Here is a 13849-nt window from a genome sequence, read left to right on the forward strand (position 1 = left end):
ACTCTTAAAATCAATATTATGAAAATGATGAAAAATGCACTTGTCGTTTTTGCACTAGCCGCAATGACCACAGGATTCGCACAGAAAAATGTAAATGAAAAAGAAGAAAAAGTTATTACAAAAACTTCTGTAACCGACAACACAGGTAAAACTACTTCTATTAAAGAGGTAACAAAGGAAGAAAAAAATGCTATTGCGGTAAATAAGCGTATAGATGCAACAAATTTTACCACCTATACTACCCCAACGCAGGTAGATACGAATGTTTCATACACTAATGAAGGAAAAACGTATCGTTTTGCGGAAGAGCCGAATGGTTACGGACTTATGACGTCAACAGAAGATAATAAGGCAATGAAATATGCAACACTTCGCCCGATGTCGCAAAAAGGATATTATTTCTTCAATGTAGACGGCGTGAGTTCAATCAGTTATTACAACGACAATGGCGATTTCGTTGTGGAAACATATAATGACGAAACTGATGAAGTAACAGTAACAACCTATTTTCTCGATAAAGAAGATCGAAAGAAAATGGTTAAAAAAATGAAGGCCAATAAAATGACACCTAAGAAATAACCATTTGTCTGCTACTTAGTAGCCCTCGGATACTGAGACACCCTCCAGAGAGGTCGTTTAACCGACTTAGGAGGGTGTTTTCTTTTTATAAATTTGTGATCGTTATTTATGGTGCATAAAAGCTTGCTTACCAAGAAGCACCTCTTCGCTTTCAACGTGATCTTCATCAGGAACACAGCAGTCAACCGGACAAACCGCTGCACATTGTGGCTCATCATGGAATCCCTTGCACTCAGTACATTTATCTGCAACTATATAGTAAATCTCATCACTTACAGGCTCCTGAGTCTCACTAGCATCAACCGCTTTCCCATTAGGTAAAACTACCTGTCCTTCTAGATCAGTTCCGTCTGCATATCGCCAGTCGTCTGCTCCTTCGTAAATTGCAGTATTTGGACATTCTGGTTCACATGCACCACAGTTAATACATTCGTCGGTTATAATTATTGCCATCGGGGTTTTCTTTTTCTAACTTTGCACAAATTTAATGCCTAGAAGGGGTAACTCCAAAAAATTATGCATTTAGAGGAAAGAATTAACGCTTTTGTCAGTTTAGGAGAGTTTTTAGGGCAGTTTGCTTCGGAAACGCCAACAAAAAATGACCATGTGTCTTATAATGACACCTTTTATGAACCATTTTTAAATGTGTTGTCGCAAGCAAAACATCATAACAGTTGGTTTATAGATGACAATCTCGCTTTTGCTTGTAAAAGCTGGGCTGAGGCACTTTCCGAAGAAAACATCAAACAATGGATTTCAAATTATGAAATTCCCGAAAATCAAACCCCTAAAACAATAGCTGTCATTATGGCTGGAAACGTACCCTTGGTTGGTTTTCACGACTTTATTTCAGTGTTGCTTTCTGGACATATCGTAAAGGCAAAATTATCGTCCAATGACAATCTACTACTTCCCTTTCTTGCGAAATACCTTATTGCTGTTGCACCCGCTTTTGAAGATCGAATTTCCTTTAGCAAAGATCAACTGAAAGATTTTGACGCTGTTATTGCTACCGGAAGCAACAATACCGCTCGGTACTTCGATTATTACTTCGGAAAATACCCACACATCATTCGTAAGAACAGAAATTCAGTGGCTGTGATCACTGGAAAGGAAACGCCCGAGCAAATGGAAGCTTTGGCAGATGATGTTTTTAGGTACTTCGGACTCGGTTGTAGAAATGTGTCAAAAGTATACCTTCCGAAGGAATACGATTTAGATCACTTTTTTAACGGAATATTCTCGTGGAAGCACGTCATTAACAATCATAAATACATCAATAATTACGACTATAACAAAGCGGTTTATCTAATGAGCAACGTTAAACTCTTAGATAATGAATTCCTTTTATTAAAAGAAGACGAAGGTTTTTCGTCGCCAATTTCGGTTGTCTTTTACGAGAACTACGACTCTATTGAGAGCCTTGCTACGACCCTTTCCGAAGAAAAAGAAAATATACAATGTATCGTTTCTGAAGCTGGTATTGATGGTCAAATTCCCTTCGGAACAGCCCAATCCCCAGCACTTTGGGATTACGCAGATGGCGTAGACACCCTAACGTTCTTGCTTAACCTTTAACTCGTTAGCCATATAAAGCAGGTTTTCCGTTTCAATTGAAAGGTGAATAAGCTGTTGACATCCTCTGAATAAATTATAGTGAACTTAACAAGATTTGCTCGGATATTTTACATCTTTGCTCTTTGAAACTTCCGAAACATGAAAAAACACAATTTTAGCGCAGGACCTTGCGTTTTACCGCAATCCGTTTTACAAAAGGCAGCCGATGCAGTCATCAATTTTGACAATCTCGACTTATCACTAATTGAGATCTCCCACCGAAGCAAAAACTTTGTTGATGTGATGGACAATGCTCGGGCGTTGGCTTTAGAGCACTTAGGACTTCAGAATAAAGGCTATACCGCTCTTTTCCTGCAAGGAGGCGCAAGTCTCGAATTTTTAATGGTCGCTTATAATCTACTCGAAAAGAAAGCTGCATACCTAAATACAGGAACCTGGAGTGATAAGGCCATTAAAGAAGCAAAGCATTTTGGTGAGATCGTTGAGGTGGCATCTTCCAAAGAAAGCAATTTTAACTATATACCGAAGGGATACACAGTACCAAACGATGTAGATTATTTTCATTGTACTAGTAACAATACCATCTTCGGAACACAAATGCAAACATTCCCAGAAGTCAATGTGCCACTCATCTGCGACATGAGTAGTGATATTTTTTCACGGGTATTAGATTTTTCAAAATTTGATCTAATTTATGCAGGTGCTCAAAAAAACATGGGCCCAGCTGGAACGACATTAATTGTGATCAAAGAAGAAATTTTAGGAAAGGTTTCCAGACAAATACCTTCAATGCTAGATTACAAGGTGCATATATCAAAAGACAGTATGTTTAATACGCCCGCTGTATTTCCTGTTTATGTTTCTATGCTTACCCTCGAATGGTTAAAAGACCTTGGAGGCGTTGCTGCTATTGAAAAAATTAATTCTGAAAAAGCTAATTTATTGTATACAGAAATTGATCGAAATCCGCTTTTTAAAGGCTTTGTCGCCCAGGCTGAGGATCGATCTAAGATGAACGCTACGTTTACTTTAGAGCAAGCCGATCTAAAGGACACTTTTGATTCACTATGGAAGGATGCTGGTGTTAACGGGCTCAATGGTCATCGTAGTGTTGGCGGGTACCGTGCTTCTATGTACAATGCTCTTTCAGTTGAAAGTGTACAAGTTTTGGTTGATGTTATGAAAGAATTAGAGCGAAAAGCTTAGTAAGATTTAAATTTTAAAAGGAGTAATTAATAAAAATAGATTCTCGCCAGTGCGGGAAATGCATATGAAAGTATTAGCAAACGACGGAATTTCTCAAATGGGTATTGACGCACTTAAAGCCGCTGGCTTTGAAGTGATCACTGTAAAAGTAGCCCAAGAACAACTCATTAATTATATCAACGAAAATAATATTGACGTTTTGTTGGTTCGTAGTGCAACCACAGCTCGAAAAGAACTTATTGATGCTTGCCCTAATCTTAAGATCATTGGCCGAGGTGGCGTAGGCATGGACAATATAGATGTTGAATATGCGCGAAAAAAAGGATTACACGTCATCAACACCCCTGCTGCTTCGTCGGCTTCAGTAGCAGAATTAGTTTTCGCCCATCTATTTGGAGGGGTACGCTATTTACATGACGCCAATAGAAATATGCCACTAGACGGAGATTCTAAATTTAAAGATCTTAAAAAGAACTACGCAAAAGGCTCTGAATTACGAGGAAAAACGATTGGTATAATTGGCTTTGGAAGAATTGGTCGTGAAGTTGCAAAGATCGCCTTAGGAATTGGCATGAAGGTCGTTGCTAGTGATAAATTTGTTGGTGAGGCAGATATTACACTCGATTTTTACGATGGACAAACAGTAACGCTTAAAATAAAGACCGAGCCAGTTTCAGAATTAATTAAACACAGCGATTTCATCACCTTACATGTTCCAGCTCAAAAAGAATACGTGATTGGTAAAGAGCAAATCGCTCAAATGAAAGACGGAGTTGCCATTATTAACGCCGCTCGTGGTGGTGTTATCGATGAAGTAGCCCTAGTTGAGGCGCTAGACAAAGGAAAAATATCTTTTGCTGGTCTCGATACGTTTGAGCAAGAACCAAGTCCTGCAATTAAGGTCTTAATGAACGAACGCATTTCTTTGAGCCCACACATTGGTGCAGCAACTAATGAAGCGCAAGACCGAATTGGCTCAGAGTTGGCGGAACAAATTATTACCCTCCTTGGGTAAATCCATTTAGATTCGTCTAAGGAACTAAGTCGTTAAACGAAAACCATAGTTCAGATCACACTATTACTGCGCTAAGCGCGCTTCGTATGGAGTAATTTGCGTATCTTGGAGTATAATTATTAAAACAAACAAAAATGTCAGGAATTTTAGACTTATTAAACAGTGATTTAGGACGCCAAATGATCGGCGGTATTAGTCAGGAAACACATCAACCAGCAGATAAAACAGCTTCTGTAGTTGCCATGGCTATGCCTATACTGTTAGGAGCTATGAAACGTAATGCAGCTTCAGAAAGCGGCGCATCTGGTCTTATGGGCGCTTTAGACAATAAGCACGATGGTAGTATTTTAGATAATCTTGGAGGTCTTTTTGGCGGTGGCGTGACTGAAGATGTAAAACAAGATGGTCTTGGAATCTTAGGACATGTCTTAGGTGGATCACAAGATAATGCAGTTCGTGCATTATCAAACAAGTCTGGTGTTGACACTAACGGCGTGATGCAGATCTTACAAGTGGCGGCTCCTATTCTACTTGGTTATTTAGGAAAACAAAAGAAGCAACAAAATGTATCAACAAGCAGCGGAATTGGTGATCTTCTCGGTGGCCTTATGGGCGGAGGAGACGCACAGCCAAAGCAACAAACCCTAATTGAATCACTATTAGATGGTGACAATGATGGAAGTATTGTTGATGATATCGCAGGAATGGTACTTGGTGGAGGAAATTCACAAAGCAACAGTGGTGGTGGTATTGGAGGACTTCTTGGAGGTCTCTTCGGAAAATAACAGTTCCCTACAATTAAGATGCAAAACCGTTTCCAATCTTTTGGAAGCGGTTTTCTTTTAAATAGATGTTAAAACGGGCGTATCTGGCTCAATTTTTGGTATTTTTATAGCAAAGAACCGTTATGAAATATCTTCTAAGCATCTGTGTCCTTTTATTATTGCTGTATAGCTGTGATTCTAGCAAGTCTTCCATGCGTGGAACTTCAGAAAATATGGGCGTTAGCAGCGATACGGTACGTATTGCAAATGATAGTTTAGAATACGAAATATTGGTTATTGAACCTGGCTTTAACGCCTGGCTTATTACACAACCGCCAAAAGGATACTACGGACTCCCCTTTTTGGAAGTTCGAAATCGATTGTATGTAGTTAACTACAATCAGCGCGTTCTAAGTCCGAATTTCGACAGAAACCTCTACCCACAGACCATTGATTACGACCCCAATATTCACTACGGTTTAGAGGTAAATTATATGCTGTACAATTATTTTCAATATTTCGAAAAGAAATACAATCAGCGTTTGCGATGAAGAAATTAAAAGAACGCTGGAATGTTCAAACCAATTGGCAACTTACCGTAATTTTTATCGTTTTTGCCATGACAGGTAGTACCGCAGCAAAATTTGCAGCACCGATTACAGAAGCATTTGGTATTACAAAAGCAATGAGCGGCTGGATCTATTGGCCGTTTCGTATCTTGATCATCTTTCCTGTATATCAAGTTTTACTTGTATTTTTTGGATGGCTTTATGGAGAGTTTCAATTCTTTTGGGCCTTTGAAAAAAAGATGCTACGCCATTTAGGACTAGGATTTTTAGTACCTTCGCAAAAATAAAATCATTAAATGATCGCTAACAAAATCATAACAAATCGCATTCTCAGTCTCGTTTTCGGGCTTGCTATTTTGTTTCCTACAGCGATTCAGCTTGAACACGTTTTTGAAGATCATCAACACGTTGTTTGTAAAGAGGTAAAAACACACCTGCACGAAAGTAAAACCGACTGCTCTCTTTGTGATTTTCATTTTAGCAGTTTTCATTATACGGCGGTTGCACCTATAGAATTTTTGGTAACAGAAGTGATCTTCACTTTTGAACCACAGTCAATTTCTTCTGAAAAGAGCAGCCATCCCACCACAAATCATCTTCGAGGGCCTCCTATTATTTCTTAATTATTCCGTTTACATAGATTATTTTAAAACACTGTAAATCAAATTTTTATGAAATATTTATTTACATGTATCGTCGCGATGTTTCTTATTGCGAACGTACATGCACAGTATCAGTTTTCGGGAAGTGTTATATCCGAAACAAATGAACCTATTATTGCGACTATTTATTTTCCTCAGTTGGAAAAAGGCGCACAAACCGATCTTGATGGAAATTTTAGCGTGGAGAACATTCCGCAAGGAACCTATAAAGTTGTGGTCTCTGCTCTGGGATTTGCAACCGTTTCCGAGAAGCTATCCTTTTCCGAAGAAAAATCAATTACAAGACAATTTACCATGGCCGAAAGTGCCGTAGAAATGGAGGCTATCATAATTTCAACGCCTTTCCATAAACTACAAAGCGACAACGTAATGCGTGTGGAGCGTGTATCAACAGATGAACTTTCGTCTCACGGGGCGGTAACGCTTGCCGATGGTATTACAAATATTCCGGGAGTTTCGTCTGTGAGTACGGGAAGCGGCATTGGAAAGCCTGTAATTAGAGGCTTAAGCTCAAATCGAGTTCTTACATATACGCAAGGTATTCGTCTTGAAAATCAACAATTTGGTGATGAGCACGGATTAGGAGTCAATGAAGCTGGAATTGAAAGTGTTGAAGTTATTAAAGGACCGGCATCGTTGCTCTACGGAAGTGATGCCTTGGGCGGTGTACTCTATTTAAATCCTGAAAAATTTGCGCCTGCGGGAGAAAAGCATGTTGACGCAAGCTCATCATATATATCTAACACCTACGGATTTAAAGGTAACACTGGTGTGCAAATTTCAACTAACAAACTTAAGTTTTTAGGCCGATTTGCCTATGTTACCCACAGTGATTACCAAACTGGAGACGATATTGGAGTTACTAATTCGCGTTTTAATGAAACCGATTTTAAAGCTGGTGTACAATATCAAACTATTAAATTTAAATCGACACTGCGTTACAACTTCAATGTTGCTAATCTGGGCATTCCGGAAGAGATCGGAGCACAAACAAGTACTAAAAGCCTGAGTTCCCCCTATCAGGCGATCGACAATCATATTCTTAGCCTGGACAATACTCTGTATTTTGGAGATTCGAGTATGGACATTAAACTTGGATATTTGTTTAACGATAGGCGAGAGTTTGAAGAAGAGGAACATGAAGAGGCCACACGAGCCGCCAACGAACCTTTAGCAGCCTTACAACTAAAGCTGAATACATATAGTTATGACATCAAATATAACTTACCAGATTATGGAAAGTTTGAAACGATAGTAGGGGTTCAAGGTATGTATCAAACCAATGAAAATTTTGGGGAAGAATTTCTTATCCCCGATGCAACTACAGCAGATATTGGGGTTTTAGCAACTACCCATTATCACTTAGAAAAAGTTGACCTTCAAGCCGGTTTGCGCTTTGATCGAAGAAATATTCAAGGTGAAGCTGAAGGAGCCTTAGGTGAAGAAGTTTATTTTTCTGAATTTGACAGATCGTTCAACAGTTTTAATGCGGCCTTAGGTGCTAAGGTGGATGTCACCGATAAGTTACTCGCAAGGATCAATCTTGCCAGTGGTTTTCGTGCTCCCAATTTAGCTGAACTTGCGTCCAATGGCGTACACGAAGGCACCAATCGTTTTGAAATAGGAAATGTTGATCTAAAAAATGAACAAAACCTGCAAACCGATGTTTCTTTGTCGTTTGCAAACGAACATATTGAGATTTTTGCTAATGGTTTCTATAACGCGATTTCCGATTATATCTTTATTACACCAACCGGAGAAGTAATGGATGAAAATTTAGTTTTTGAATACGTACAGGATGATGCTAATCTCTACGGAGGCGAATTCGGGATGCATTTACATCCTCATCCATTGGATTGGTTGCACCTCGAAAGTAGTTTTGAAACCGTAACTGGAAAACAGAGCAACGATAATTATCTGCCATTAATTCCTGCTAACAGTCTTACAAATACCGTTCGTGTTGAATTTAAGGATGGTAAGCGGTTGCAACGATCAAACGCTTTTATACGACTGCAAAATACATTTGCGCAAAAAAACGTAAGTGATTTTGAAACAACAACCAACGCATACAACTTGTTGAGCATCGGCGGTGATACATCAATAGCGCTAAATAAGTTAGAAATGAAACTCGGACTCAATGTCACGAATCTTACTAACGAAGTGTATATTTCTCATCTTTCGCGATTAAAAGAAGATGGAATTCCAAATATGGGTAGGAGTATTAATATAAATTTAAAAGTAGCACTATAAAAAAAGCCCCAAATGGGGCTTTTTTTTATTCGTTTATTTCTACTTCAATAGTTTGCGGCATGGGTTGTTTCTCTTGTCCAAAGACAAAAGTAAATAACCACATTAATGTAAACGTTGGGATAAAATCGGTGCCTGGAATGATCTCTTCAATAAAAACGATCACAGAGGCTATTTTGCCCTTTTCCCCCGGAAACATCTCACGCATTTTTTTTGCAGCAAATGGCGCCCATAAAATATCGAATATCTCACCTACACCAGGTATAAAGCTTGTGGCTACACCTACCGCATCTAAAAAGATACTATTTCTAAGTAGTTTGAATTTGGATTTTCTCATGTTGTGTTGTGTTATAAATTACTATTATATACAACGCAATAAGCTTGCCAAAAATTATTTTACTAGTGAACGCCTAGACCCTCTTACTTAACTACGCAACTAAGACATTTAAAGCAAACTAAGAAAGATCATTACTAATAAGTTTTAAAAACTCGTTACGGGTCTCAATGTGTTTAAACTCACCGCGAAAACCTGAAGTTGTTGTTACGCTGTTTTGCTTTTGAACACCACGCATCATCATACACATATGAGCAGCCTCAATAACCACCGCCACTCCTTTTGGCTGTAGCGTGTCATTAATGCATTCTAAGATCTCATGCGTCAAACGCTCTTGTACTTGCAGTCGGCGTGCAAAAACATCCACAACCCGCGGTATTTTGCTAAGTCCGACGATATGCCCATTTGGAATATATGCGATATGAGCCTTTCCGAAGAAAGGTAAAATATGATGTTCACATAAAGAGTATAGTTCTATATCTTTAATAACCACCATATCATTATAGTCTTCAGCAAACATGGCACTTCTTAAGATCTCGGCAGCGTCCTGACAATGACCCGAGGTTAGAAACTGCATCGCTTTGGCAGCACGTTCGGGTGTTTTTTCTATTCCTTCGCGCGTAACATCTTCTCCTATGCCCTTTAAAATTTCTGAAAAATTAGATTTCAGATCGTTGGTGATTTTTTCGTCATATGACTCTGATACCTTGTATGATCCCATGTAAACTTTTTAATATTGGTTGTTTTGCTTCGGAAAAAAACAAAAAAAGGCTCTCTTTTGATGCCTTTAAACGAAATTACGATTAAAATATTTAGTGTAATACGATTGCTGCATTTTAACTTTTTGTTAATAAAACCAGCAGCAGATAACAGTAGTTTTGTGAAATCAACTATCTTCGATGCTCATTGTGTCTGAAAGAACAACCAATAAATGACAGTCCGTTTTTCTTTGCTACTACTCTTTACAACCTACTGTTGTATAAGCTTTTCTCAACAAACTAAACAACTCGCTGCTACCCGTATTTCCGAGGCACCCAAAATTGATGGGATCTTAGATGATTCCGTTTGGCAAAATATCCCTGTCTATGGCAATTTTAATATGTATGAGCCAGGAACTGGCGGAAAGATTGATCCAAATTATAATACAGAGGTAAAATTAGCTTACGACGACAAAGCTGTTTATGTCGCTGGTTATATGTACGACCCAGATCCTCAAAAAATTGCAAGTCAGTTTTCACAACGCGATGATGTTTTTGTTCAAGCCGATCATTTTTCTGTAGCCTTAAATACTTACAATGACGGAATAAACGAAACCCACTTTTTTATTACAAGCGCGGGCACAATTGGCGATGCGAAAGCTGTAAGCAGCAATTTTGACTTCGGATATAATGTAGTATTTGAAGGGAAAGTCTCTAAAGACGACAAGGGTTGGTATGCCGAGTTTAAAATTCCGTATAACGCATTGCGCTTTCCTGAAACGGAAGTTCAAAACTGGAGTGTAAACTTTTACCGCAGATTGATAAATAAAAATGAAACACATACTTGGAACCCAATCAATATCACTAAAGGCACCGAATCTCAATATAGCGGGATTATCACTGGCGTAACAAATATTGATCCGCCCGTTCGTTTAACATTATTTCCTTTCGCGCAAGGCGTGGTTAGTCATTTTGATGGGCAAACAGATACAGATTTTAGTGCGGGCATGGATATAAAATATGGCCTCAGTGATAGTTTTACATTAGATGCAACGCTTATCCCCGACTTTGGGCAAGCTGCCTTTGATGAAGTTACATTAAATTTAGGTCCGTTTGAGCAAACTTTCGCCGAGCAGCGTCAATTTTTTACGGAAGGGATCGATCTTTTTAACAAAGGAGGCATCTTCTTTTCCAGACGTGTTGGAGGGCGTCCTTCGGGAAATGTCACCGATTTAGGCGAGAATGAGATTGCTGAAATACCCAATCGTGTCAACCTATTGAACGCCTTAAAAATATCTGGACGAACCGAAGGTCAGTTGGGCGTAGGATTTTTTAATGCTATTACAGAAAAAACGTATGCTACCGTTAAAGATACCATCACAGGTGACGTACGCGATGTTTTAGTAGAACCGCTTAGCAACTATAATATCTTTGTACTTGACCAACAATTTAACGGAAACTCTTCAATATCGATCATCAATACCAATGTGACACGAGAGGGCGACGGACGTGACGCTAATACATCGGCTTTTGTTTTTAATGTAGCTGATAAAAAAAACACTTGGGCAGCATCTGGTCGTGCTATTATGAGTACTGTAAGTGACGACGGACGAACAACAGGTTTGCTTTCTGAATTGGATGTTTCTCGTATTAAAGGGAAATTTCGGTACAGAATAGGACATGATTTCGCAAATCAAACGTTAGATATAAACGATCTAGGTGTAAACTTTAGAAACAATTTTAACAATTTTGTTGCTGGCGCATCATACCAAATATTTGAACCAACAACACTCTTTAACACCTACCGATTCACACTTACTGCAAGACACAATCGATTGTATAAGCCAGATGTTTTAACCGATAATTACCTTGAATTAGATACCTTTTTTGTGCTGAAATCGCGATTTGCCTTTGGTGGTTATATGATTTATACCTCAGATTTTGACGATTATTTTGAGCCGCGTGTACCGGGTAGGTTTGTTACTTTTCCATCAAATCTAGGAGGCCGTGTTTGGGTTTCTTCAGACTATCGAAAGAAATTTGCCTATGATGTGGGCTATGGCTGGCGAAACACCTTTGATGATGAATACAAACAGTATTTTGTTGACATATCGCCACGTTTTCGCTTTTCAGACAAACTTTTGGTTATTTGGTCAACCGATATATCAATTAGAGATAACCAGTTTGGTTTTATAGACAACGACGATACCGACATATATTTTGGACAGCGTGACATCAAAAGCCTTGAAAATTCGGTGTCAGCAAGCTACAATTTTGATCCGTTTAAAGCAATTGATCTTCGCTTCCGGAACTTTTGGAGTAGCGTTGACTATGCCGACAACGTTTTTTACACCCTCAATGATGATGGCAGTAGAACAGAAACGGTTTATGACACTTCCGAAAATAACCCCAACCGAAACTTTAATATCTGGAATTTAGATCTTAGTTTCCGTTGGCGATTTGCTCCTGGAAGTGAAGCTACACTTCTCTATCGAAATCAAATTTTTAATCAGGACAACTTTTCTACATTAGGATATACCGAAAGTTTAGAAAACCTATTTAAACAATCACAGCAGAATACACTATCGCTGCGCATCACCTATTTTATTGATTATAACAATGTTGCCCATTTGTTTAATAAGAATTCTTAGGGTCTGTTAATTTTATAGTATTTTCACCATATGATCACCGCTAGTAACATCCATAAATATTACGACAAACTTCACGTTTTAAAGGGAGTTGACCTTCATATTTCAAAAAGTGAAATTGTTTCCATTGTGGGTGCCTCAGGTGCCGGAAAAACTACTTTATTACAAATTTTAGGAACTTTAGATTGGGCTTCGGAAGGAACTCTCAATATCAACAATACGGAAATTTCAAGCTTAAACAGGAAACAACTGGCTAAATTCAGAAATGAAAACCTCGGATTTATTTTCCAGTTTCATCAACTACTTCCCGAGTTTACAGCTCTCGAGAATGTTTGTATTCCAGCTTTTATAAAAAAAACTAACAAGTCGCAAGCCGAAAAACGCGCCCAGGAACTTCTAGACTTTTTAGGCTTATCGCATCGAACACATCACAAACCTAATGAACTCTCTGGAGGCGAGCAACAACGTGTAGCAGTAGCGCGCGCTTTGATCAATAATCCGGCGATCATTCTGGCCGATGAGCCCAGTGGAAATTTAGATTCTGAAAGCGCTGAGAACCTTCACAATTTGTTTTTTCAGTTACGGGATGAGTTTAAACAAACCTTCGTTATTGTTACGCATAACGAAGAATTAGCCGAAATGGCCGATAGAAAACTTGTTATGCAGGACGGTAAAATTCTACTCTAAGCATGCGCAAAGATGAACTGAAAGCTTTCTTAGACGAAAAAGCCACATTTTATAATACTCCTCGCTTTATTGAAAGTGATCCAATTCAAATTCCACATCAATTTCAACACAAAGAAGATATAGAGATCATGGCATTTTTGGTCGCTACTATTGCATGGGGCAACCGAAAAAGTATTATTACTAATGGCAATCGTTTGGTTAATATCATGGGAAATTCGCCCTATGATTTTATTCTGAATTATAATGAAACCGACTCAAGTGCTTTGTCGCATTTTGTGCACCGTACTTTTAATCATGACGATCTGCATTACTTTTTTAGATCACTTCGGAATGTGTATAAAAATCACAACGGACTAGAAGCTGTGTTTGCAAAGCACGCCACAAATCAATCGATGCAGCCAGCCATTCATGAATTTAAGAAAGTTTTCTTTTCGATGCCCCATCTTCCAAGAACACAGAAACACGTAAGCGACCCCTTAAAGAATTCCGCAGCAAAAAGAATTAATATGTTTTTGCGCTGGATGGTGCGAAATGACAAGACGGGGGTAGACTTCGGAATATGGAAAAGTATAAAGCCAGCAGTGCTTTCCTGCCCTTTAGACGTTCACAGTGGTAACGTAGCGCGAAAATTGAAATTGCTAAGTAGAAAGCAAAATGACGGTAAGGCGTTGTTAGAACTCGATACACAATTGCGTAAACTAGATCCTGTTGATCCAGTAAAATATGATTTTGCATTATTCGGACTTGGAGCCTTCGAAAAATTCTAGTGTTTTGTGTTAAAAAAAATATGAATTCAATTAAGAGAGCGCCAATTTTGCAGTACATTTACATTAATACCTAGGACTCATTTAGGTTGTAATAA

The 13849-nt window shown here is 38.6% G+C and carries 15 protein-coding genes; 12 read left to right on the forward strand and 3 right to left on the reverse strand.

Annotated elements, in window-relative coordinates:
- The first annotated feature begins 18 nt into the window (after window positions 1–18).
- Window positions 19–579, forward strand: coding sequence for a hypothetical protein (locus ACY2RU_RS07370; protein ID WP_490137792.1), 561 nt, complete (start codon window positions 19–21; stop codon window positions 577–579).
- A gap of 102 nt (window positions 580–681) precedes the next feature.
- Here ACY2RU_RS07370 and ACY2RU_RS07375 read toward each other — a convergent pair whose 3' ends face one another.
- Complete coding sequence (locus ACY2RU_RS07375; protein WP_490137793.1) at window positions 682–1032, reverse strand: 4Fe-4S dicluster domain-containing protein; 351 nt, start codon at window positions 1030–1032, stop codon at window positions 682–684.
- 63 nt (window positions 1033–1095) lie between these two features.
- Here ACY2RU_RS07375 and ACY2RU_RS07380 point away from each other — a divergent pair, with 63 nt between their 5' ends.
- The 8 genes from ACY2RU_RS07380 to ACY2RU_RS07415 all read left to right on the forward strand — a co-directional run bounded on the left by ACY2RU_RS07380 (window position 1096) and on the right by ACY2RU_RS07415 (window position 8623).
- Window positions 1096–2157 (forward strand): acyl-CoA reductase, encoded by a 1062-nt coding sequence (locus tag ACY2RU_RS07380; RefSeq protein ID WP_490137794.1) that lies wholly within the window; start codon window positions 1096–1098, stop codon window positions 2155–2157.
- A 138-nt stretch (window positions 2158–2295) separates the two neighbouring features.
- A complete protein-coding gene (gene serC / locus ACY2RU_RS07385; protein WP_490137795.1) occupies window positions 2296–3363 on the forward strand; it encodes a 3-phosphoserine/phosphohydroxythreonine transaminase in 1068 nt (355 codons plus the stop codon).
- 64 nt (window positions 3364–3427) lie between these two features.
- Window positions 3428–4378, forward strand: a complete 951-nt coding sequence (locus tag ACY2RU_RS07390; RefSeq protein ID WP_490137796.1) for a D-2-hydroxyacid dehydrogenase — start codon at window positions 3428–3430, stop codon at window positions 4376–4378.
- Window positions 4379–4512: 134 nt separating this feature from the next.
- The gene (locus ACY2RU_RS07395; RefSeq protein ID WP_490137797.1) at window positions 4513–5163 is read left to right on the forward strand and encodes a DUF937 domain-containing protein; all 651 of its coding nucleotides are present in this window, start codon (window positions 4513–4515) and stop codon (window positions 5161–5163) included.
- Between the two features lie 122 nt (window positions 5164–5285).
- On the forward strand, window positions 5286–5693 hold the full coding sequence (locus ACY2RU_RS07400; protein WP_490137798.1) for a DUF6146 family protein: 408 nt from the start codon (window positions 5286–5288) through the stop codon (window positions 5691–5693).
- Window positions 5690–5998, forward strand: a complete 309-nt coding sequence (locus ACY2RU_RS07405) for a DUF6787 family protein (protein WP_490137799.1) — start codon at window positions 5690–5692, stop codon at window positions 5996–5998. Before ACY2RU_RS07400 ends, ACY2RU_RS07405 begins: the two co-directional genes overlap by 4 nt.
- Before the next feature lie 9 nt (window positions 5999–6007).
- Window positions 6008–6334, forward strand: coding sequence for a hypothetical protein (locus ACY2RU_RS07410; protein WP_490137800.1), 327 nt, complete (start codon window positions 6008–6010; stop codon window positions 6332–6334).
- Window positions 6335–6382: 48 nt separating this feature from the next.
- The gene (locus ACY2RU_RS07415; RefSeq protein ID WP_490137801.1) at window positions 6383–8623 is read left to right on the forward strand and encodes a TonB-dependent receptor; all 2241 of its coding nucleotides are present in this window, start codon (window positions 6383–6385) and stop codon (window positions 8621–8623) included.
- A 25-nt stretch (window positions 8624–8648) separates the two neighbouring features.
- Here the strand turns inward: ACY2RU_RS07415 and ACY2RU_RS07420 are convergent, their stop codons facing one another.
- Both ACY2RU_RS07420 and folE read right to left on the reverse strand, forming a co-directional pair.
- A complete protein-coding gene (locus ACY2RU_RS07420; RefSeq protein ID WP_490137802.1) occupies window positions 8649–8957 on the reverse strand; it encodes a hypothetical protein in 309 nt (102 codons plus the stop codon).
- Window positions 8958–9075: 118 nt separating this feature from the next.
- Window positions 9076–9675, reverse strand: coding sequence for a GTP cyclohydrolase I FolE (gene folE, locus ACY2RU_RS07425; RefSeq protein WP_490137803.1), 600 nt, complete (start codon window positions 9673–9675; stop codon window positions 9076–9078).
- 210 nt (window positions 9676–9885) lie between these two features.
- Here folE and ACY2RU_RS07430 point away from each other — a divergent pair, with 210 nt between their 5' ends.
- Genes ACY2RU_RS07430 through ACY2RU_RS07440 form a run of 3 tightly spaced genes read left to right on the forward strand, consistent with a single transcriptional unit; the run spans window position 9886 to window position 13754 of the window.
- Complete coding sequence (locus tag ACY2RU_RS07430) at window positions 9886–12303, forward strand: DUF5916 domain-containing protein (RefSeq protein WP_490137804.1); 2418 nt, start codon at window positions 9886–9888, stop codon at window positions 12301–12303.
- A 30-nt stretch (window positions 12304–12333) separates the two neighbouring features.
- Window positions 12334–12987, forward strand: coding sequence for an ABC transporter ATP-binding protein (locus ACY2RU_RS07435; protein WP_490137805.1), 654 nt, complete (start codon window positions 12334–12336; stop codon window positions 12985–12987).
- A gap of 2 nt (window positions 12988–12989) precedes the next feature.
- Window positions 12990–13754, forward strand: coding sequence for a TIGR02757 family protein (locus ACY2RU_RS07440; RefSeq protein ID WP_490137806.1), 765 nt, complete (start codon window positions 12990–12992; stop codon window positions 13752–13754).
- Window positions 13755–13849 lie beyond the last annotated feature (95 nt).

Source organism: Ulvibacter sp. 2305UL32-6 (genome assembly GCF_058148545.1).